Source organism: Weissella confusa (genome assembly GCF_004766315.1).
In the GTDB taxonomy this organism is placed as follows: domain Bacteria; phylum Bacillota; class Bacilli; order Lactobacillales; family Lactobacillaceae; genus Weissella; species Weissella confusa_A.
On sequence record NZ_PVSN01000007.1, the window covers coordinates 28,867 to 52,261 of the forward strand.

General features: G+C 45.2%; 15 protein-coding genes and 2 tRNA genes. 12 read left to right on the plus strand and 5 right to left on the minus strand.

Annotation, left to right across the window (positions count from 1 at the left end; genetic code table 11):
* Positions 1-160 precede the first annotated feature (160 nt).
* The 3 genes from adhE to C6P11_RS01125 all read left to right on the plus strand — a co-directional run bounded on the left by adhE (position 161) and on the right by C6P11_RS01125 (position 4,473).
* Positions 161-2,857 (plus strand): bifunctional acetaldehyde-CoA/alcohol dehydrogenase, encoded by a 2,697-nt coding sequence (adhE, locus tag C6P11_RS01120; RefSeq protein ID WP_135518041.1) that lies wholly within the window; start codon positions 161-163, stop codon positions 2,855-2,857.
* 145 nt (positions 2,858-3,002) lie between these two features.
* Positions 3,003-3,152 (plus strand): hypothetical protein, encoded by a 150-nt coding sequence (locus C6P11_RS10865; protein ID WP_167849504.1) that lies wholly within the window; start codon positions 3,003-3,005, stop codon positions 3,150-3,152.
* A 115-nt stretch (positions 3,153-3,267) separates the two neighbouring features.
* Positions 3,268-4,473 (plus strand): MucBP domain-containing protein, encoded by a 1,206-nt coding sequence (locus C6P11_RS01125; RefSeq protein ID WP_245299716.1) that lies wholly within the window; start codon positions 3,268-3,270, stop codon positions 4,471-4,473.
* Between the two features lie 41 nt (positions 4,474-4,514).
* Here the strand turns inward: C6P11_RS01125 and C6P11_RS01130 are convergent, their stop codons facing one another.
* Positions 4,515-5,345: an exodeoxyribonuclease III gene (locus C6P11_RS01130; RefSeq protein ID WP_135518042.1), complete on the minus strand. Its 831-nt coding sequence runs from the start codon at positions 5,343-5,345 to the stop codon at positions 4,515-4,517.
* Positions 5,346-5,498: 153 nt separating this feature from the next.
* On the opposite strand from C6P11_RS01130, the gene C6P11_RS01135 reads away from it, so the two are divergent.
* Positions 5,499-6,245 carry an ABC transporter ATP-binding protein gene (locus C6P11_RS01135; protein ID WP_135518043.1) on the plus strand — a complete coding sequence of 249 codons (747 nt, stop codon included), beginning with the start codon at positions 5,499-5,501 and terminating at the stop codon, positions 6,243-6,245.
* Positions 6,235-6,969, plus strand: a complete 735-nt coding sequence (locus tag C6P11_RS01140) for an ABC transporter permease (RefSeq protein WP_135518044.1) — start codon at positions 6,235-6,237, stop codon at positions 6,967-6,969. Before C6P11_RS01135 ends, C6P11_RS01140 begins: the two co-directional genes overlap by 11 nt.
* A gap of 103 nt (positions 6,970-7,072) precedes the next feature.
* On the opposite strand, the gene C6P11_RS01145 is transcribed toward C6P11_RS01140, so the two are convergent.
* Positions 7,073-7,144, minus strand: a tRNA-Glu gene (locus C6P11_RS01145).
* 31 nt (positions 7,145-7,175) lie between these two features.
* Positions 7,176-7,247 (minus strand) — tRNA-Glu (locus tag C6P11_RS01150).
* Between the two features lie 206 nt (positions 7,248-7,453).
* On the opposite strand from C6P11_RS01150, the gene C6P11_RS01155 reads away from it, so the two are divergent.
* From C6P11_RS01155 to C6P11_RS01185, 7 genes are all read left to right on the plus strand, one after another.
* Entirely contained in the window at positions 7,454-8,125 is a 672-nt protein-coding gene (locus tag C6P11_RS01155; protein WP_135518045.1) for a histidine phosphatase family protein, read from the plus strand.
* Between the two features lie 12 nt (positions 8,126-8,137).
* Positions 8,138-9,421 carry a GTPase HflX gene (hflX, locus tag C6P11_RS01160; protein WP_135518046.1) on the plus strand — a complete coding sequence of 428 codons (1,284 nt, stop codon included), beginning with the start codon at positions 8,138-8,140 and terminating at the stop codon, positions 9,419-9,421.
* Between the two features lie 11 nt (positions 9,422-9,432).
* Positions 9,433-10,482 carry a YdcF family protein gene (locus C6P11_RS01165; protein WP_135518047.1) on the plus strand — a complete coding sequence of 350 codons (1,050 nt, stop codon included), beginning with the start codon at positions 9,433-9,435 and terminating at the stop codon, positions 10,480-10,482.
* Positions 10,483-10,623: 141 nt separating this feature from the next.
* Complete coding sequence (locus C6P11_RS01170) at positions 10,624-12,336, plus strand: ABC transporter ATP-binding protein (protein WP_135518048.1); 1,713 nt, start codon at positions 10,624-10,626, stop codon at positions 12,334-12,336.
* A gap of 3 nt (positions 12,337-12,339) precedes the next feature.
* A complete protein-coding gene (locus tag C6P11_RS01175) occupies positions 12,340-14,124 on the plus strand; it encodes an ABC transporter ATP-binding protein (RefSeq protein ID WP_135518049.1) in 1,785 nt (594 codons plus the stop codon).
* Positions 14,125-14,469: 345 nt separating this feature from the next.
* Positions 14,470-17,973: a SpaA isopeptide-forming pilin-related protein gene (locus C6P11_RS01180; RefSeq protein ID WP_135518050.1), complete on the plus strand. Its 3,504-nt coding sequence runs from the start codon at positions 14,470-14,472 to the stop codon at positions 17,971-17,973.
* Between the two features lie 196 nt (positions 17,974-18,169).
* Entirely contained in the window at positions 18,170-21,319 is a 3,150-nt protein-coding gene (locus C6P11_RS01185; protein WP_135518051.1) for an MSCRAMM family protein, read from the plus strand.
* A 202-nt stretch (positions 21,320-21,521) separates the two neighbouring features.
* On the opposite strand, the gene C6P11_RS01190 is transcribed toward C6P11_RS01185, so the two are convergent.
* Both C6P11_RS01190 and C6P11_RS01195 read right to left on the minus strand, forming a co-directional pair.
* Positions 21,522-22,670: a site-specific integrase gene (locus C6P11_RS01190; RefSeq protein ID WP_135518052.1), complete on the minus strand. Its 1,149-nt coding sequence runs from the start codon at positions 22,668-22,670 to the stop codon at positions 21,522-21,524.
* Between the two features lie 174 nt (positions 22,671-22,844).
* Entirely contained in the window at positions 22,845-23,222 is a 378-nt protein-coding gene (locus C6P11_RS01195) for a DUF1304 domain-containing protein (protein ID WP_135518053.1), read from the minus strand.
* Positions 23,223-23,395 lie beyond the last annotated feature (173 nt).

A 23,395-nucleotide genomic window follows, 5' to 3' on the forward strand; every position in this document is an offset into this window, starting at 1 on the left:
TGTAGAAAAAAGAGACGAGAAAGGTTGGTATGACGCATATGTTTGGTAAAAATAATCGATTTTGGCAAATGGTGTTGACAACATTTTGTGAAATGATATACTAAGTATGTTAATAAATGAGCAAACGAATTTTTTGAAAGATATTTGAGAGGTTATAATCATGGCTGATGCACCTAAGAAGAAGGTACTAACGGAAGAAGAAAAGGCAGCACGTTTCGAAGCTGCTAAGAAGATGACTTCAGAATTGGTTGACAAGTCTGAAGTTGCGTTGAAGGAATTCTCAACGTACACGCAAGAGCAAGTTGATAAGATCGTTGCTGCAATGGCATTGGCTGGATCAGAAAACTCATTGTTGTTGGCCCACGAAGCTCACGATGAAACTGGTCGTGGTGTTGTTGAAGATAAGGATACGAAGAACCGCTTCGCATCAGAATCTGTTTACAACGCTATCAAGAACGATAAGACGGTTGGCGTTATCTCAGAAGATCGCGTAACTGGTAAGGTTGAATTGGCAGCCCCACTTGGAATCTTGGCTGGTATCGTGCCTACGACTAACCCAACTTCAACGACTATTTTCAAGTCGATGTTGGCTGCTAAGACGCGTAACACGATTGTCTTCGCCTTCCACCCACAAGCTCAAAAGTCATCAGCACACGCTGCTAAGATCGTTTACGATGCAGCCGTTGCCGCTGGTGCTCCTAAGAACTTCATTCAATGGATTGAGAAGCCATCACTAGATGGAACGACGACTTTGATTCAAAACCCAAAGATTGCTTCAATCTTGGCTACTGGTGGACCTTCAATGGTTAACGCCGCTTTGAAGTCAGGAAACCCATCAATGGGTGTTGGAGCTGGTAACGGTGCCGTCTTCGTTGATGCAACTGCTAACATCGACCGCGCTGTTGAAGACTTGCTTTTGTCAAAGCGTTTTGACAACGGTATGATCTGTGCCACTGAAAACTCATTGGTTATCGAAGCCCCAGTTTATGATGAAGTTATGCGCAAGTTGCAAGAACAAGGTGCATACTTGACGCCTAAGAAGGACTACGAGAAGGTTGCTAACTTCGTCTTCAAGCCAAACGCAGAAGGCTTCGGTGTTAACGGACCAGTTGCCGGAATGTCAGGTAAGTGGATTGCCGAGCAAGCAGGTTTGAAGTTGCCAGAAGACAAGGATGTTTTGTTGTTCGAATTGGACAAGAAGAACATCGGTGAAGCTTTGTCATCAGAAAAGTTGAGCCCATTGTTGTCAGTTTACAAGGCTGCTGACCGCGAAGACGCTATCGAAATCGTACGCGCTTTGTTGAACTACCAAGGTGCAGGACACAACGCTGCTATCCAAATCGGTGCGCAAGACGATCCATTCGTTAAGGAATACGCCGACAAGATTGAAGCATCACGTATCTTGGTTAACCAACCAGACTCAATCGGTGGTGTTGGAGATATCTACACTGACGCAATGCGCCCATCATTGACGCTTGGAACTGGATCATGGGGGAAGAATTCATTGTCACACAACTTGTCAACTTACGATTTGCTTAACATCAAGACGGTTGCACTTCGTCGTAACCGCCCACAATGGGTACGTTTGCCAAAGGACATCTACTACGAGTCAAACGCAATCACGTACTTGCAAGAATTGCCAAACATTGATCGCGCCTTCATCGTTGCCGACCCAGGAATGGTTAAGTTCGGCTTCGTAGACAAGATTTTGGACCAATTTGCTTTGCGCCAAGACCAAGTGAAGACGTCAATCTACGGTTCAGTACAACCTGACCCAACTATCGGTCAAGCTATCGAAATCGCCCGTCAAATGTCAGAATTCCAACCAGACACTGTTGTCTTGATCGGTGGAGGTTCAGCTCTTGACGCTGGTAAGATTGCTCGCTTCTTGTACGAGTACTCTGCAGAAGAGGGTCACGAAGGAATCTTGAACGACGATGCTGCCTTGAAGGAATTGTTCGGCGAGTTGGCACAAAAGTTCATGGATATCCGTAAGCGTATCGTGAAGTTCGATCACCAACACTTGACGCAAATGGTTGCTATCCCAACGACGTCAGGAACTGGTTCAGAAGTAACGCCATTCGCCGTTATTACTGACGATGAGACGCACGTTAAGTACCCATTGGCTGACTACGAGTTGACGCCACAAGTTGCCATCGTGGACCCAGAGTTCGTTATGACGGTGCCAAAGCGCACGGTTGCCTTCTCAGGTTTGGACGCTTTGTCACACGCCTTGGAGTCATACGTTTCAGTTATGGCCTCAGAATTCACTCGTCCATGGGCTTTGCAAGCTATCAAGTTGATCTTCGATAACTTGGAGACGTCATACAAGTACGACCCAGCTAACCCAACTAAGGAAGGTCAAGAAGCACGTTCAAAGATGCACTACGCTTCAACTTTGGCAGGTATGTCATTTGCCAACGCCTTCTTGGGAATTAACCACGCCTTGGCTCACAAGACTGGTGGTGCCTTCGGTTTGCCTCACGGATTGGCTATCTCAATCGCCATGAAGCACGTCATCAAGTTCAACGCGGTTACTGGAAACGTAAAGCGTACGCCATTCCCACGTTACGAGACTTACACGGCACAAAAGGATTACGCTGATATCGCTCGCTACCTTGGTCTGCAAGGAAAGAACGATGCTGAATTGGTTGAAGCATTGTTGGCTAAGATTGACCAATTGTTCGCTGGTGTAGAAGTTGTTCCAACTTTGTCAGCAAACGGTGTATCAAAGGCTGACTTTGACAAGGCTTTGGAGACTTTGCCTGACTTGGTATACAACGACCAAACAACGCCAGGTAACCCACGTCAACCACGTTTGGAAGAGATCCGCACTTTGTTGTCAGACCAATTCTAATCTAGGTTAACGCCTCACAACTCAATATCTATAGCACCCACAAACTACAGCCATGGTTTGTGGGTGCTTTTATTTAGATGGTTCCAACAAACAATCAACAACGGATTTTGATAAAATAGAGGTGTCGAAAAGGAGGGGCTTGGCGATGCAACATGAAGAAAGAATTGCGGTCACGCAAACAAAGAAGTCTTTGGGGAAAGATATGCCAGAGAAGCCTTTTAAGGGCTATGAAGAAACTTGTTTTGGACCATATTCTGATTTAATTACCGACTTCGGTAGTTACGGTTGGCGATAGTAAACAATGCCTCGGACGAAAATTCCGGGGCATTTTTGTTGCAGGGGCTTAACGCGAATCTGTATACTTTGCGTTAACGAAAAACAATGGCAAACCCACACCCGAGAGAGTATAGGTGAAGGATTTGAAAAAGTGGCAAGTGGCCGGATTGGTCGGACTATCATTGGCGTTGGGGGGACTCGCCGTTGATGGAAAAGACGGAATCGTTAGTGGCTTTACAAGTGGCATCAATCAAAGTGGTGTCGTGATCAAGTATGTCGATGTGCGTACTGGGAAAGAAATTGCACCGCAGGGTAATGCAAGTATTCGTCCTGGTGAGCAGCAAACCTTGGTGCCAATTGATATTCCGGGTTATACAACACCCGCATCAGTTACGCAGACCATCAAGAGTCATACGTTAATTACATTTAAATATGTCCCTGAAACATATTCAGTAACGTTGCGTTATGTAGACGCGGATAACAATGATGTCGTGGCAACGAAAACGTATGATGCGACCTATGGGGCAAAGCTGATTATTCCGTCATTTTCACAAGACGGCTATCGCATGTCACGTGGGGATACAATGACGGTTAAGAAGTCACAGACCATTACGTACAAGTTGGATCGTGCACCGGGGTCATCTTCGGTTCATAGCGAGCAATCTGATTTGGCGGGTAACCAACTAGGACAAGTATTGTCAGACCGAACGTTGGATTCACTGCAAGACTATGCGCTGGATGCATTGAACAGCTATCGTGCGCATTATGATGTGAGTCAGGTGTCGGCCTCTTCAGTGGCGTTGAATTTGGCAAAGCAAGAAATCCGTTGGGCGTTGGAGAATCCAAGTGATTTTGCAACCGACCCACACGGTAATTTCAACAATTTGTTCCAGACGTTGCCAACTTTTAAGATGACGGATGGCAAATTGAAGTACTACAACCAAGGTTCCGAGGAAACGAATGGTGATGGGTCGACGATTCAGCACATTACGGACGTTGATTACGGTGCCGATGTTGATCAGAAGGATAATTTGACCTTTGGTAATGTGCCGGGTTCTTCAAGTAACGTTTGGACGCTAGCTGATTTAACGAGCGAAAAGCAGTTGAAGTTGCTGGCAGCTGATTTGGTGAAGCAATTTGGTGATGATGGCCAGCCGGCAGGGTACGATAATACGACCGCTGTGCAACAAGGTGCCTCACACAAGATTGGCTTAATGACAGAGCAAACGCATAATTCGGCGGGACCAATTGAAGTTGGTTTTTCGGTTTATGCCAATCAAGATGGTACGTTGCGCGGGTATGTAGAAGTTCTAACGCCAACGTTGATTGATAATGATTAAAAAATACCGCACCTGAAAATAAGTTCAGGTGCGGTATTTGCTTACAGTTCAAAATCGTCTGTCATTTCCAACTTAATTGGGGCGTGGTCTTGGCGCGCGCCGGTGTCGATGACGCTGAAGTTAGCCAATTGCTCGTTCAAACGAGTTGATGTGAGGTAGTAATCAATACGCCAACCAGAATTGTTAATCTTTGACGTCTTTGAAATCTGAGCCCACCACGTGTAAACGCCGGCGAGGTCAGGGTTTAAGTGACGGAAGACATCAGTGAAGCCGGCATCCAACAAGGCGCTGAACTTCGACCGTTCTTCGTCAGTAAAGCCAGCGCTCTTGTGGTTCGTCTTTGGGTTCTTCAAGTCGATTTCTTGGTGGGCGACGTTGAAGTCACCAGAGAAGATAACCGGCTTCTTAGCGTCCAAAGCTGAAACGTATGCACGGTAGGCATCATCCCAAGCTTGGCGTTCATCAAGACGGGCCAACTCACTGCCTGAATTTGGCGTATAAACCGTTGATACATACACGTTAGGGAATTCAAGGGTGATAATACGTCCTTCGATGTCCATGTCGCCAGGAGCGCCAATTTCAGGCATCTCAACGGCGATTGGCTCCGTCTTTGAAAGCATCATTGTTCCAGAATAACCTGAGCGGCCTGTGCTCATACGTAGGTAGCGGTGGTAGCCTGGGAAAAGTTCATCCAGCGCAGCCGCCTGCTTCTTTGTTAAACCAGTTGGCTTCAACTTTGTTTCTTGGATTGCAAGTACGTCCGGTTGCTCAGCGGCGATATCTTGCAAAACTTGCCAAGTCATTTCGCCACGCGCTGATTTGTGTTCAACGGCCGCATTAACGCTATCAATATTCCATGAGATGAACTTCATTTCAGGCACCTATCCTTTTTTTCTGTTTAATTCCATTGTATCTAAAATTGGGGTGCCTGTCAGATTACAATCTTGACCATAATATGACAATTTCTTTGCAAGGCATCTGAGTCAGTTGTATGATTAATAACTGTGGATAGGAGGAGATGCAACATGGAAACGCCGATTTTGCAGGTTTCGAATATTAATAAGTCGTTCGGCCGTGTGCGGGCGTTGCGTGATGTCTCTTTTGCTATAACGCATGGCACAATCATTGGTTTGGTTGGTCCGAATGGCGCTGGTAAGTCAACGACAATGAAGGTGGTTACTGGCGTAACGGCGCCGGATGTTGGCGAAGTGCAGGTGGCTGGTGAAACGGTCACGATGCAACAACGACAGGCGCTGGTTAAGGTTGGCGCATTGATTGAGAATCCTGGTCTTTATTCATATATGACAGGTTGGGATAACTTGAAGTTGTATGCGGACGTCGCGGGGACACCTGATGACAAAATTAGTGAGATTGTGACGCAGATTGGTTTAGCTGAGTTTATTAATAAAAAAGTGAAGACCTATTCGTGGGGGATGAAGCAACGCGTTGGGGTGGCGTTAGCGATGGTTAATGATCCAGACCTCTTGTTGCTTGATGAACCGTTGAATGGGATGGATCCGGTTAGCGTTGCCGAAGTTAAGGCTGTTTTGCGTGAGTGGCGTGATGCTGGCAAAACGATTTTGATTTCATCGCACACCGTCCGTGATTTGGAAGACTTGGTTGACGATTATATCTTTATTGATCGTGGTGAAGTCATTTCGCGTGATGAAATTTTGACGGCCGCTGACGGTAAGGTGGATCCAGACTTAGAAGAGATGTTTGCGGATGTGATTGCGCGTCGTAAGCAACAAGGAGTCGGGGATGTTGATTAAGTTGGAATTGCAGAAGTTTTTCAAAAAGACATCGACCTGGGTGATGCCATTGACAATATTCGGACTTGGTTTATTGTTGGCCCTCGCAAATGCGTTGGATCATTCTGAAATGGTCAAGTTGCTCGTGAATCAAGAATTCACAGGGACATTGGCGTTGGTGACTGATTTGATGTTACTTGGAATCGCGGGTCGTGTGATTACGTCTGAGTTTACGTTTGGCACGATGAAGATGTTGTTTGCCCAACACTTTACGCGCCAGCAAATATTCGTGGCGAAGTTAGTGACGGTCGCGGTCGCGTTTGTGATATTGCAAGCAGCGCTGTTTATCACGATGTTGCTGATATCGTTGTTGTTTGGACATGCGTGGTTGGTTGACCTAGGTAGCTTTGCTGGCTACTTATTCGGCAGTGTCATCAGTTCAATTCTGTTTGTCAGTGTGATGTTTGTGGTTGCCAACCTTATCCGCAATGATTTGTTAGTGGTGGTCATTGGTATTTTGATGATTTTGCTACTCGAAGTAATTGGGGCAGTGGTTGTGGGGCATGGTATTTTGCCACTTGATTATTCGCCACTGGGTGCTTTTTATGTGAGTGCGATGGCAGGGTTGCCAGACGTGATGGCTGAGTATCAGATGAATGGTTTCTTAGTTGGGCTGGTAACGATTATTTACAGTGGTGTCCTGTATGGCATCGCGTTGATGCTGTTTAAGCGGCGCGAAGTTTAAGATAGACAATGAAAAAGCAGCGATCAGTTATCTGGTCGCTGCTTTATTTGGTATGAAAGAATAAAAAAACACGGAAGCCATACGACTTCCGTGCCTTAAGTGATAGCCCAACAGGGAATCGAACCCTGGATTCCGCGCTGAGAACGCGACGTCTTAACCACTTGACCATTGGGCCATGATGATAAATTTAGCAAGCCTGAGCTTAATAGCCCAACAGGGAATCGAACCCTGGATTCCGCGCTGAGAACGCGACGTCTTAACCACTTGACCATTGGGCCAAAATTATCATCTGTTGTCTTAACAACAATACATAACTATACAGATATACCACACTAAAGTCAACACTTTTTCGTAAACTAATTTCAAATAATTAGTATTTCCTTGATGCCTGCGGTCAGTGTAACAAAAATGGTACAATAGTAACAATTAGAAGGCTGTCGATGCCTGATTATCGAGGACAAGCACAACCAGAAAGAGGTTAACAATGTCATTTAATTTGTATTTAGTACGTCACGGGGAAACTTACTTTAATAAATATCAACGTATGCAAGGGTGGGGAAACGCACCTTTGACTGATAAGGGTATTTCAGACGGGTTTGCGGCTGGTGAGCGATTGAGTAATGTGCGTTTTGATGCGGCTTACTCATCTGACTTGCAACGTGCTATTCATACAGCTGAATTTATTTTGGGACGTAACACGCAAAGTGGTGATTTGAAGACGCCTGAGCAATTGCAACAATTCCGTGAGCAATTCTTCGGTTTCTTCGAAGGACTCCCTAGTGCATCAAGTGCCGAGCAAATTGCTGGTATTATTGGCTTGGAAAACATCACGTCATACGGTGACTTGATGTCACAATTGACGCAAGACGAAGTAATGGATGCGTTTAAGGAAGCTGATCCAACGCACGACGCTGAAGATTCAGCCACGTTCTGGGCCCGCGCTGAGAATGGGTTGGATATTTTGCGTCAAAACACACGTGATGGGCAAAACGTTTTGGTCGTCGCCCACGGGACAATGATTCGAAACTTGGTTTATAAGTACGACTCACACGAGACGGCTAAGGAAAAGCCATTGAATGGTTCAATTTCAGTTTGGGAAGTCTCAGATGACGACATGAAGTTGAAGGCGTACAACGATACGACAACTAATTGGTAGGAAAGATAATTTATGATAGAAAATGATTTGCATCCAATCCGCAAGGTCGTTCTTGCGGGACTAGATAAGCAAAATGCTGAATTCGATTACGAGATGATCGAGTTGGCCAACTTGGCTGAAGCGAATTACATGGAAGTAGTTGGGACGGTGACCCAAAAGTTGGAACGTCCAAACGCTGCCACGTACTTTGGTAAGGGTAAGGTTGAAGAACTTAAGGAAGCCGTTGAATACTACGAAGCCGACATGGTTGTGACGAACGACGAGTTGTCACCATCACAAATCCGTAACTTGGAATCAGGTACGGGCGCCGGCATCATGGATCGTACGGCGTTGATTTTGGACATCTTCGCATCACGTGCTAAGACGCGTGTGGCGAAGTTGCAAGTTGCCATTGCACAATTGCAATATCAACTCCCACGTTTACGTACGTCAATGAACGTGCGTCTTGACCAGCAAACTGGTGGTGGCGGTGGTAGCTTTACTAGCCGTGGTGCTGGTGAAACGAAGTTGGAAATGAACCGTCGTCACATCGAGCACCAAATTTCATTGTTGCGTGCTGAATTGAAGGACGTTGAAGCTGACGATCAAACGCGTCGTGCGCGTCGTGATAGGCAAAGCATCAAGAACGTGGCCTTGGTTGGTTATACCAATGCTGGTAAGTCAACGTTCATGAACGGCTTGGTACGTCAATTTGGCGAGAACCAAGAAAAGACAGTTTTCCAGGCCGACATGTTGTTTGCGACGTTGGAGACATCAGTGCGCAAGTTGAATTTGCCTGATAACCAAAGTTTCTTATTGTCTGATACGGTTGGATTCGTTTCAAAGTTGCCCCACGGTTTGGTGGCAGCCTTCCGCGCAACGTTGGCTGAAGCTGCGCAAGCGGACTTGTTGATACAAGTAGTCGACTATGCGGATGAAAACTATAAGGAAATGATGTCAACGACGGCTCGTACGTTGAAGGAAATCGGTGTTGGAGATATTCCAATGATTACGATTTACAACAAGGCCGACAAGATTGAAGGACTATCATTCCCTGACCGTGAAGGTGATACGTTGACGTTGTCAGCACAAGATGATTCCTCATTGGAGTTGTTGGTAAACGTTATTCGTGAGCACATCTTTGCGGATCACCAAGAGGTAAAGGTGTTGATTCCATTTGACCAAGGTCAATTGGTAAATGAATTGAATGAAGAAGCATCTGTACACAGCATCGACTATGTGGAAGCTGGTACGATGATGGATGTGACGTTGACGCCAGTGCAAGCTGCGCGTTTTGCAAAATATATTGTTGATTAAGGAGCCCGCGAATGGTCCCACTTACATTACTTTCAGTTTTAATTACCGTACTCGCCGGTTACATGATTTGGCGAAACGTTAAAAATGATCCACGTTCAATGTGGCTTGGAACTTGGACGCTTGTGTTCTTGTTCTTCTTGTTGATTTCAATTATGTTGTTGGCCAGCTTCGTCGGTGGCCCGGGCCTACTTGTGATGGCCGGGGTTGTCTTGATGATTATTGCCATCTTTGTGATTGCCTCAATCGTGATTGACCTAGGAGTTGTTTACTACTCATGGCAAATCTGGCGTAAAGAATCGCACACGTTGGCCAACTTGTTGTTGCCATTGTTGTTCTTGGCTATGGCCGTGTTCAACATTGTTGACGGTATCATGGACAATGCCCCTGCATGGTTGGACACGTTGTTCACCGCAGCCCGTGTCATGACGCTGTACTTCATGGTCGTCTTCTTGATTTTCTTCGTGTCATCAATCGTTTACGGTTGGGCCATGAAGAAGCATGAGAGTGACTACTATGTTGTCTTGGGTGCTGGCTTGATTGATGGCCACAAGGTTGGTAAGTTGTTGGCTAACCGTATTCAAGCCGCAACCGATGCGGGTAAGCGTCGTTTCGAAAAGGACGGCAAGTACCCAGTTATCGTGTTCTCTGGTGGACAAGGTGGCGACGAAAAGATTTCCGAAGCGCAAGCCATGCGCGATTACGCGGTTGAAACGTTTGGTTATCCAGCCGAACAAACGCGTTTGGAAGATCAAAGTCGTACGACGCGTGAAAACATGCGTTTCTCACGTGATTTGATTAGTAAGGAAACGGGTGTGGTTGAACCATCATTCGAATTCTTTACGAGTGAGTACCACGTCTTCCGTGCTGGTTTGCAAGCACGTGAGTTTGGCATTGAAGCGCAAGGTCGTGGTGGTAAGACGCCATTCTACTACCGCATTCCGGCCTTTATTCGTGAATACATTGCTGTCTTGAACATGCACCGTCGTTTGCACATTGCGATTTCAGCACTTGTGATTGGTGTGTCAGTCATTTTGGCGATTGCCACGTTATTCGTTAAGTAATATTTCTAGAACCACATCCGGCATATTCGGGTGTGGTTCTTTTGTTAATTCTTTGTAAACTTAATTTACAAAAGGGGTTGCAAGTCTGCTAAAATAGCCTATTGACGAATAGAAATAAATAAGAAATTTGGAGGGGAAATTATGCGATTGTTGAAGCCCTACTTTAAGGGTTACAAACTCGATTTGACGATTGCCGTTTTGACGGTGACCATCATGGCGATTTCAATGTTGCTACAGCCAACGTTGCTAACCAACATCGTTCAAGCTATCTCAGACGATAACATGGATAAGGTTAACCAAATTGGATTCAAGCTATTGGTGATTGCCGGTATCGGGTTGATTGCTGGAATTATTAACACGATTTTTGCGGCCCGTGCCTCACAAGGGATTGCCTCAGATGTTCGTGAAGCGGCTTACCGCAAGATTCAAACGTTCTCATTTGGAAACATCGAGCAATACTCAGTTGGTAACTTGGTGGTTCGTTTGACGAACGACATTACGCAAATTCAAAGTATTTTGATGATGGGACTTCAACCATTGTTGCGTATGCCAATTTTGTTTGTCGGTGGATTTATCTTGGCCGTACACTCAATTCCCGCTTTGTGGTGGGTTATCGTCGTAATGGTCATCTTGGTTGGTGCTGTGTCAGCGGTTGTCATGGGAAACATGGGTAAGCGCTTCGGTATGATTCAAGGTTTGATCGACCGCGTTAACGCCAAGGCTAAGGAAAACTTGCAAGGTGTCCGTGTGGTTAAGTCATTTAACCAAGAAGACAACGAACAAACCCGTTTCAATGAAGTTTCTGACGAATTGAACGGCGTTAACTTGCAAATTGGTTACTTGTTCTCAATTATCGTGCCTGCGTTCATGTTTATTGGCCAAGGGTTGATGGTTGTGGCCATTTACTTCGTTGGAAACATGGTTGGTTCTGAGCCAAAGATGTTGGCGCAAATCACTGGATTTACGAACTACTTGATGATCATTATGCAATCTATCATTATCGGTGGAATGATGATGACCTTTGCAGCCCGTGGATTTGTTTCTATGGGTCGTATTCAAGAGATTATGAATACGGAGCCTGATTTGCAATACAAGGATGTGCCAGAACAAGATTTGTCTGGGGCTGTCGAGTTTGACGACGTGTCATTCACGTACCCAGGGGATGATAAGCCAACGTTGAAGCACATCTCATTTGCGGTGCAACCTGGTGAAATGATTGGAATTGTCGGTGCAACCGGTTCAGGTAAGTCAACGATGGCCCAATTGATTCCACGCTTGTTTGACCCAACTGAGGGAACAGTTAAGGTCGGTGGTGTTGATTTGAAGGATGCCAACGAATCATCATTGCGTAAGACGGTGTCATTCGTTTTGCAACGCGCAACGTTGTTCTCAGGAAAGATTTCTGACAACTTGCGTCAAGGTAAGGCGGATGCTGAAGAGGCTGATATGAAGCGTGCGGCACAAATCGCGCAAGCTGCTGAATTCGTTGAGCGTTATGAAGACACGTATGAACACGTGGTTGAAGAGCGTTCATCAAACTTCTCTGGTGGTCAAAAGCAACGTTTGTCAATTGCCCGTGGTGTGATTGGCGACCCTAAGATTTTGATTTTGGATGATTCAACGTCTGCATTGGACGCGAAGTCAGAAAAGTTGGTTAAGGAAGCCCTTGATCATGATTTGCAAGATACGACGACATTTATCATTGCGGAAAAGATTTCTTCAGTGATTAACGCCGACCGTATTTTGGTTTTGGAAGATGGTGAATTGGTTGCGGAAGGTGCCCACAAGGACCTTGTTGAGACATCACCAATCTACCAAGAGATTTACAAGACACAAAAGGCGCAGGAGGCATAAAAGATGAAGAATATTACTGAATCAATTCGTTTCTTTGCGCACTACTTCAAGCGTTACTGGATGGGGATGATTGCCATCCTCGTGTTCACGATTTTCGCAACGTGGGCGCAAGTTAAGGCGCCGGTTTACATGGGACGTTCAATTACGGAATTGTCAAAGTACTTGATGGTGAAGTTGAACCCAATGACGGCTAGCCAAGCAAGCTTGCATGACTTCCACCATGCTTTGCTATTGTTCTTCGGCTTTGTGTTGTTGATGCTAACTGGTTTGTTCATCAATGCCTTTATTCAAGCTATCGTGTCATCTAATTCAGTTAATGACATGCGTAAGGGCTTGTTTGGTAAGATGCAACGTATGACGGTGCGTTACTTTGATTCTCACCAAGACGGTGAAATCTTGTCACGTTTCACGTCTGACTTGGATAACATCTTTAACGCAATGAACCAAGCCATTTTCCAATTGTTCTCACAAATTGCGATGTTGATTGGTGTGGTTTGGATGATGTTTAACGAAAGTCCTAAGATGGCTTGGGTGACGATTGCCTCAACACCCGTTGCGGTTATCTTGGCTGCGTTGATCATTGTGCAAGCAAAGAAGTACGTGGATGCCCAACAAGCTGAAGTAGGGCACTTGAACGGTTACATCAACGAGCAAATCAACGGTGAAAAGGTGATTATCACCAACGGTTTGCAAGAAGAGTCAATTCGTGGTTTTATCGAGCACAACAACAAGGTGCGTAAGGCCACGACCCTGGGTCAAGCCTGGTCAGGTGTGTTGTTCCCATTGATGCAAGGAATGGGCTTGTTCAACTTGGCTATCGTAATCTTCTACGGTGCCACGCAAGCTTTGAACGGTGACTTGGCTTCGCGTGCGGCTGGTTTGGGATTGATTGTGACGTTCGTTTCGTTCTCACAACAGTACTACCAACCAATCACGCAAATCACGTCAACGTACAACATGTTGCAATTGGCCATGACTGGTGCGCACCGTTTGAACGAAGTGTTCGCACAAGATGATGAAATCAACCCTAAGGACGGCGTGAAGTTCACTGGCGTTAAGGACAAAATTTTGTTGGACGATGTACACTTTGGTTACAACCCTGAGCGCGAGATTTTGCACGGTATCAACATTGAAGTGGACAAGGGTCAAATGGTAGCCTTGGTTGGACCAACTGGTTCAGGTAAGACGACCGTTATGAACTTGTTGAACCGCTTCTATGATGTGACGGACGGTGCCGTTAAGTTTGACGGTGTTGACGTACGCGACATGGACTTGAAGTCTTTGCGTGATAACGTTGGTATCGTGTTGCAAGACTCTGTTTTGTTCACGGGTACAATCCGTGACAACATCACGTTCGGTAAGCCGGATGCAACGGATGAAGAAATGATTGATGCGGCTAAGCAAGCCAACATTCACGACTTCATCATGACGTTGGAAGATGGCTATGATACGCAAGTGTCTGATGAAAACTCAGTCTTCTCAACGGGTCAAAAGCAATTGTTGTCAATTGCGCGTACGATTTTGACGGCGCCTGACTTGTTGATCTTGGACGAAGCAACGTCAAACGTTGATACGGTGACGGAAGCTAAGATTCAAAAGGCGATGGATAATGTGATTGCGGGACGTACAAGTTTCGTGATTGCTCACCGTTTGAAGACGATTTTGAATGCGGATAAGATTGTCGTGTTGCGTGACGGAAACGTTATCGAACACGGTAGCCACGCGGAATTGTTGGCGCAAGGCGGCTTCTACGCTGAGTTGTACAACAACCAAATGGCATTTGAATAAGCAATAAAACAAAAGACGTCGACTAGCATTTATGCCGGTCGACGTCTTTTGTGTATTCTCTAGGTGAGAAGTTGCGTTAGCCCCTCTTACATTTATTCATTATAAAAAGTAAATGAGGGTCAAAACGTGCAAGAAAAATGAATAATTTGTGAATTGACGTCATTCTGTAATGGAAAATTCAAACTTCAAGGCAAGTGGCAAAGTTTCTTCATAACGTTTCTAAAAGTCGTTACGGCTCCTACAAACTGTTGCACCATTTTGTCGGTATTCTAAGAGAGTCCAACAGAAGGTGGGATGGACCACACTGTTTATGAGAGAAAAAATACAGATTTAGGGAGTACGTCTATGACAAAAAGTGGAGGCTTTTCAATTAAGAAGCGTCACCGCAAGTTAGGCGCTTTGATTGGTTTGGCAGCTCTGGCTGTGCCATTTGCCGCCAATCTGGGTACCTTGGGAGACGCGATTCATGCGGTCACTGGACCGCAGAACGTGTATGAGAGCAAGTTGCTGAATGTCAAACTAGAGACATCACAGGACAAAGCAAAGACCACGTGGGATTTGGAGTTTGATCGATCAGATATGTCTGTCAGTGAGCAGACAGTTAAGTTCAAACTTGATTTGGAAAAGGCTGGGTTAACCGATGCCGAGATTGCTGTTAAGGATGGCGACAAGTTGGGCGAGCCACTAGACATGCGCGAAGGAATCGTGGATGCCGTTCTGAAGACACAATCACCGCATTTGATTTTGACAGCTATCAGTTCTAATGAAGATAAACACGACATTACGTTGCCGGTTACTGAATTGGGATTGTATAACGAAGAAAACGGTGAAAACTTGTTGCCAGCCGATAATCGTTCAGTCGATTTGACGATGGCGTTTGAGCAAGTTGCTGAAATTGCTAAGGAATCTTCATCTGAGACAGTGACTGAAGCGGTTGCTAAGGAAGAGAAGAAGGCTGAAGTAAAGTCTGAAGAAAAGACAGCTGAAGTTAAGGAAGAAAAGCAAGCTGAAAAGGCTCCACGTGTGGTGCCTTCAAACAACGGTTTTGTTCCTTATGGAAATGCTGATCCAGCAAAATGGACCGGTTCACAAATTGGGGGGACAGAAGTTACGTCTATTGTTATGAAGTCTCGTCAGTTCACGACTCCTCAGACAAATAGTGAGGCAACGGATCCTAATAACTTCCAAATTTGGAGTAATCGTCAATACACTCGACAAGTGCAAACATCTACAACTGGGACTGTGACTCATGATCCAAATGCGGCAATTGAAATTCGCCAAAAGTTGGGACTGGATTCAGGAACGATTGACGGATACAAGGAAGGCTCTGCTGCTGCGCACATTCAAAATGTACGAACACACTATCACGCACAATATGAGCAAACGGATCCACAACCAAACCGTTCTTCATATTTGATTGAATTCCAAAATGCAAGCCAAGTAACGGGATCAGCATTCACGGTTGTATACGACAATGTTGGTGTGTATGTTGATGCCAACGGTGACGAACACCAAATCGGTGCGACGTTGCACTTGTCAAACATTGTGGCTGTTGACGGTATGGCACAAGACAACCGTGGCGTTTGGGATGGTACACACCACTTTATCGATGTGCCAAACAACTTGTATTCAGGTTTGATTTACCAAGGTATTCGTTCATTGGACGTAACGTTGCAGTTCTTTACTGTTGAAGGCGGTCAATTCGCAAACATTATTAATGTTCAAAATGATTCAGCTGATACAACAAAGGCAAGTATTACATTTGACTCTTTGAATAACTTTGGTACGACGACTAACCACGGAACTGTTAATCAATGGGATGCAACTGCATATGGTATTAACTCAGCCCAGTTTGCTGAGTCAGCTGCCAAGGTTGTTGGCAACACCTTAGATTGGAATTCAGCTCGAACTGCTAAGGCAGGAACAGCGATGGTGCAAGACAATTCACTTGCTAATGAAATGAAGGGTGAGTGGTACTCAACTGCTCACGGACATTACACGACAGATCCGCAATACCCAGTGTCAAGCATGGCCATGTATGACAATGACCCATACGATCGTTGGGTCGACGTTGCTGAGTCAAATACGTTCGAACGAGGAGCCATTAATTGCCCAATCACTGGGACAACGAACACGTTCCGTTTGTTCTCAGGAACGGGTAATACTTGGCAAACGTTGACTAGTGCGCAAATTAATCCAGTTGCACTGCCGGAACCTTACAAGACTGTAACGGATAAGACGGATTATGGATCAGCGCTGGCTGAACTTGATGCTTATACGAGCGGGTCAGCGAAACAAGCTGGAGACTACGATGGTGAAAGTGTCAGTCAAGCTGGAACCTTTACGAAGAACAACACAAGTTACTTTGTTCATAACTATTGGGTGTTCCAACCAACGTATACAGTTGGGGATGAGTCAATTGCTAAGTCAAATAAGATTGTGATGACCGACTTGTTGCCAGAAGGTATGACTTTGCGTGACTATGATTTGTCAGACACGCCAGTAACCATTGACAGCCAACAAGACGTCAGTGTTATCGTTCCAACAGGAACGGGTACAACGACACCTTTGATTCGTCAAACAAATTCAGCCGCTAACGATTATTCTGTTCGAGTTGAAAAAGATGCAGATGAGCCAACGCGCCAGCGAGTAACGGTTACATTTACGGATGCTGGTATTGGTAAGACTGTGTTTAATGGTGATGATATTGGATTTAGTCTCCGTGTAAAGGTTGACGTTATGTCAGCTATCAATGCAAAGTCTGAGGTGGTTTGGGAAAACCAAGCCGAAGTCATTACTGGTGTAAGTGATGAGAAGACAAACAAGGTTACGACACACTTGGATCCATTGGATGCAAACATCGCATTGAAGATTCACAAGGTTGACGGTGATGGACGTTCACTTTCAGGTGCTGATTTCACGTTGACTCGTCAAACAGAATACACGAACTGGAATGGTACGACGTTTGATACCCCAACGAAATCTGAATTAGAAATCACACCAGCTTCAAAGACGGCGGATACATGGACGTTTGATAACTCTGTTTCTGAAGGAGCAGATGGAACGCCAGGTGAGCCTAAGTTGAAGCCTGGAACGTACAAGCTAAGCGAGACGCAAACACCGGACGGGTGGACTGGTATCGCTGATATTGTCTTTACATTGAACTATGTGCGTGCAAATCCAAGTTTAACACCTGAGGACGACCATTATGACGATTTGAAGATGGTTATCACGCTCCCTAGCGGCACAACTTGGAATACATTTGATATTGACACTGGTGTTCAAGTTGACGTGCCTAACGGTGAAAAGGAAGCTAAGGTCAAGTTGATTAAGAAGGATGCGGATGGCAACGAGCTTTCAGGAGCTCAGTTCCAATACCGCATGATTGTTAATGATCAACCAGAAGCTACATGGCATGATTTGGATGCCAACGGTGCTATCTTCACAATGAAGTCAGGCGAGCAACTAGATTACGATCGTCCTTCAAAGAAGGAAGTTATGTATGAAGTTAAGGAAACCCAATCTCCTGATGGATATGCTTTGGACGGCAGCATCTACTTCAAGGTAGTGCCAAAGTCTGATTATGGTTTGTACAGCAATTTGACCGCGCCTTTGACAGACGTTGCATTACTTGCAACTAATGCTGAAGGAACAGAGGCGTACGGATGGGCATCTATGGATGAAGTCGATGGTATCTTTATCGGTACGTTTGAAGTTCAAAACAACCCTAAGTCAATCTTCCCTCGTGTTGGAGGAACAGGAATTCAAGCATACATTGGTGCTGGTTTGATCGTTATGTTGATCGCCGGTGGGGCAGCTTGGTACATCAAGCGCCGTCAAAACCAATAATTTTGATACACATAATTTGAAGTAGACGTGCTTGAATAAGCCGGTTGTGAACAGAAATGTTCGCAGCCGGCTTTTCTGTTGTATTTTTGGACATAAACCCGTCGATAATTTCCAAGAGTCTTTAATTGACAGCCACATAGATTTTGTATCTTGTCCGTAATATGGGATAAGTAGAAAATGGAAGGATACGGCAGTGATGACAAGACGCATGCGAAAATTTAATACCCGATTTAGTGTGCTGATTTTGTTGATGCCGTTATTACTAAATCTCGCCATCTTCAGTAAGGTGGCGTACGCGGAAACTAAGAATACGTTGATTAGTGAGCTACCAGCTAAGATTGATAACGGACTGCTAGATGCGATTGAAGATACTGGTAAAGTGTCGTTGCCGGATGTCGTAGGTGCCGGTGAGGGTAATCCGACGTTGACTGGTGAGGGCGAGTTGGAACCAACAACTCCGATGAAGCCGGCTGTGCTAAAGAGTGTTGCCGGAACAATTTATGATTACTTCGACTACGAAGGTGTGCCATTTGTGATTAAAGTTTCGCAACGTCGTGCCTTTATGGATTACGAGATTACGTTTGACAAAGTAGAAGATAACTTTCAAAAGTTTGGTACTGATAAGGAAGCTGGGGTATTCCCGGTTGAATTTGGTGTTGACGGCGATCGTGTTGGCAGCGTTGAAAGCATCACGCTTAATGACAAGCCGATTGAGTTGGATGATAAGAATCGTTACCGAGTTGATGCACGAACTGAAAAGCAAGTCTTCAAGTTTACGCTGCGACCACCGGCTAATAAGAAATATGGGTTGATGATTGTGTCGCCGGTGCGTGAGGAAATCTATTCAGATGGTCATGAAAACGTGTATATTCCACGTGAAATTCATATGGGTGTGCTGTTTTATCCATTTGCGAGTGATTGGGAGCACGATGATCAAAAGATGACGGTGTACGACGAGCAGGAGGAGCGTGCGACGTTAGCGAGACCAGACGATTTGATTCCGACTGAAACGTTGAAGGGTTACAGCGCGACGATTAAGGCTGATGCCTATTCTGACCCAAGCAAGATGAAAGTTTATCTGAACCAAGACGCAATTGATGATGATTATTTGGTCATTGAGGAACGCTTGAACTCAGACAAGCGTAGTAACTTGGCGAACATGTGGGGTGAAACGTGGTGGAACTCAGAGGAAAACGACCACGGTTTGTACTACTACGAGAAGTTTAATGAGCAGTCGCCGGGTAAGAATTACTCAGTTATGATTTCCGTGATTGAGATGGTTGCGAGTCGTGCAAAACGTGGTGAAATTACGATTTATTACCCATATGTCGGCACGTACAAAACCAAGCACGTGGATGATAATGGCGATGTGAAGTGGACGACGCATTTGATGGGTGCCTACGTGACATTGTCAGACTTCATTCCAGGCGTCATTGGTGGTCATACTGGCGGAACGGGTGATTCGGCCGATCCGTATTTGAACCTATCGAATAATTTGTATTCGGGGTTGTTGTACAACAAACTCTCGGATTTCCAAATTGAATTCCAGTATGTTGATTTTGAAAATAAGCATCTGATTGATGTGCAAAAGACGGATAAGAAGATGTCATATCTGACATTTGCATCATTGAATGCTAATCGTCAGACAAACCCGTGGGGACCTGATGCAGACATCGAAAAGCGTTATGACTATGCGGAAGGTGTCGGCTGGGCAGGTGCAAACGAAAACAAGGGTGTGACAGTTGAAGGTGCAACCATTACTTATCACAAAGACAAGTACATTGGGACGGCTGACGCGGCTAGTCAATGGGAGACTGGTAATGACATTTGGCAGGATTATTTGAACGGTGAGAATTTTGAACGTTCAGCCGTGTCATTTGTGCTTGAAGGTACATCGGCAAAGGTACGCATGGGTTCATTAACCAACGGTGTTTGGGGCGCGTTCTTGAGTTCAAGTATCTCCGTACCGAATGATGAGGAATTCTCATTCGACATTGATACGACTGTCGGGACGCGTGATAAGCCATCGGTGAATAAATTCGTCCACAAGGATACGAATGATTTGAATGGCAAAACGCTGGAAGATGCGACGAAGCCATTCTGGTATTGGACATACCCAACGACTTATGCGAACGGTGAAGATTATTTGCTATCACCAAGTGCGGTTGAAGCAACGGTTAATTTGCCGAAGGTCGGTGGTGATGCGGTGATTTTGGCCGGTGCCTTAAAGAATGGCGTGAAGGTCTACAATACGGCGGGAACGAGTGACGACACGACAACCGGTACCCGTGCTGAAATGGCGTACGGCACCGACTATGAGGTGACGGTGAACGATCGTAAGGTTAAGGTGACGTTGACCAAGGAAGGTGTACGTAAGTTGATGTTTAACGGCTCAGACTGGGCAGTCGGGGTTAACGTACGTCATTCGGTTGCGGAATATTTGACTGATGCAACCTACACCCAACAAGCCGCAGTTTCATATACGTTCAATAACGTATTGTGGAATCGTACGCAGCAATCAAACGTGGTGAGTCACCAACGTAAGGGAAAGGAAGAAGCACCTGCTGAAGAGAAGCAGATTTCCTTTGCGGTTAAGAATACAAACCGTGCTGGTGACTTAACGTTGCTGGGTGGTGAATTCGAACTGTTTGATGATTCTGGTAAGCAATTGACTAAGCAAAATTCAGGTAGTCACACGACATTGTGGGCAGGTTTAGCAGATGACACGACTTATACGTTACGCCAAACTGGTGTTGCCCACGGTTATTGGATTGATGAAAATGAGTATCAAGTTCATGTGACAGACGGTGTTGTGACGACGGATTTGCCGACAAGCAAGCATCGTGCTGCGACAGATGTGCACGAGGTTCTTTTTGCCAATGAAGTTAACGGCGTTGTGTTCCGTAAGTTTGCTTTGGGGGATGACCCTGATAAGCCACTGGCTGGTTCAACTTATCGATTGACGCGTGTGAGTTCGGGTCACGGCCGTGAGTTTACGACCCGTGAATCAGGGCAAACGTTGCCTGGATTGAGTCAGGGGCTTTATACGTTAGAAGAAGTTGAAGCTCCGGCTGGGTTTGAAGTTGATCCAAAGGTCTACTGTTTTGAAGTTACAGCGGGTGGTATTAACGGTGAGCCGGCAGAAATGGCGGTGGATTGTGTGCCACTGGGCGACAAGCTACAGTACAACGAAGAACGTGGTGAATGGTTGGTAGACCTACCAACCAAAAAGATGAAGTCGATTTTCCCACGTGTTGGTGGACCAGGCGTCCGAATGTTTTGGGTTGTGCCAGGCGTGCTGTTGCTCATTAGTGGCGGCATGGCTTACCGCCAACGTCGACGATAGAAATAGTTATTGAGATGCGTAGTGATACGCATCTTTTTTTATATGGCAAACAAATAGCGCCGGCTCCAAACGGAACCGGCGCTACATGCGAAATTACTGACTGCTCTGGCTGGGAACCGACCAATCAGCTTGAAACCCTTGTCGTATAGGCGTTTTCAGTATTGAATTCTATTCACTCCCCCAGTTACTCCCCCAGTTGTCATTAAAAGCTGACTAATTGAGTGAAAATATCGGCCGTCTTTGATCGCATTTCATCTGTGACGGTAGCATAAATTGCTAAGGTAGTTTTTACGTCATCGTGTCCAACTTGTGACTGCAAAGTCTTAATATCCATGCCAGCTTGAACCGCAAGTGTGATATATGTGTGCCGTAACCCGTGAATATTAATTTGAGGGACGTCCGTATCACGTATGGCTGATAGTAGCCACGAACGTGGTTGATTGCCTGAAATGCGATTATCAAGCCGCTGGTTGGTCCAAACGATGCCATTGGCAGATATACCACGTTTCATCAATTGCTGTCCTTGAATAGCCCGCCAGTGTCTTAGAATGCCGGCAGTTTTTTCGTCTAGCATAACCTTGCGATTACCTGCCTTCGTTTTAGGCGGGTTAATAACGACACCATGGCCAGTTGTTTCGCTAGTGGTCTTGCTAACGATAATATGTGGCTCATTGACCTCTAAATGAATATCGGACCATGCAAGCGCACGAACCTCACCATTGCGCATCCCCGTAAATGCTAACAAACGGAGATAGGCGTACTTGTGATAGTTGATAGCATTATCATACTTGTCTTGTACAGCTTGCATGAATGATTGAAGTTGCTGACGATCATAAAATTCAACTCGATATGACCTATCAGGCTTTGACACTGCCGTAGGGTATCGAACGTCATTAAGCGGGTTACTTTCTAGCAGTTCATAAGATACAGCAATATCTAATGCTTTTCTGAAATGATCCACTTTGCGCTTGTACGATGAGAACTGGCCAGCTAACCAATTAACCCAGCGTTGTAATTCAACTTTGGATAGTTTGGCCACTTTGATGTTATCGAACCATTTGGGAGTGAGCACGTACATTTCAAATGAACGAGCCACCTTGCTTGTGGTCGATAGCCTTTTACCGCGCACGTATTCTTGCAGATACATATCAACAAGTTCATTAACGGTTAAGTCCGTCGTGACACCATCAAATTTACCGGCGTCAGCATCCAATGTTGCTTGCCGTTCCCAACGCTTTGCACGTGTTTTAGTTTCAAATTTAGTTTTTGCCTTTTCACGGCGCTTGCCCTGTTTGTCCGTCCAACGGATGCGCACGGAGTAGGTGCCGTTTTTTTGTTTCGTAATACTCATAGTTAAGCCTTTCCATGCGAGCAGCCAACTCTATGTATGGCATTAAGTTTTGAGTATGTGAAGAGGTGGCCGACTTTTCGGCGGGCCTCAATTTTTAGGGTATCGTCAAAATTAACGAACCCCCATTTGGTTGGCGCAATATTGCGCAGACCCCTGATTAGCAATGCCTGCTAATTATCCCAGAATCATTTGAACTAACAACAAAACTACCACGATGACGGCCAAAGTTCCTTGCTTGAAGAAAATTGACTTGTTTCCTGATGAGAAACTTCCGTATAATGCCACCAAAATAATGTATAGCATAATGGCAAACAAGCTATTGTTGTAATTTTGCGTAAAAATCAACAAATAAAGTATTCCAACGCCAATAAGACCGTTATAAATACCTTGATTTTTAAGTAGAGTGTTTACCTTTTCGCTTTGAAGATCATCTTTTGACATGCTGAAAGTTTCAGCAGTACGAGATGAAGTTGTTGCGAATGTTTCCAAATACATAATGAAAAAGAACTCCAAAGCAACTAGTACACTTAAAATAACGATTAGAATATTCATTATTTAACCCGGATTATTCATGCACTAAATTTTTAACCACAGCTAGATCAGTAAAATACGATAAATCACCTTGAAACTGCCAGTACCTTGGCACGGTTTCAGGGTGTTTTTTTCGATTGGGCGTTTTTTGAGAAAAATGGGCACACTAAAACCAGCCAGATTTTGCTATTTTT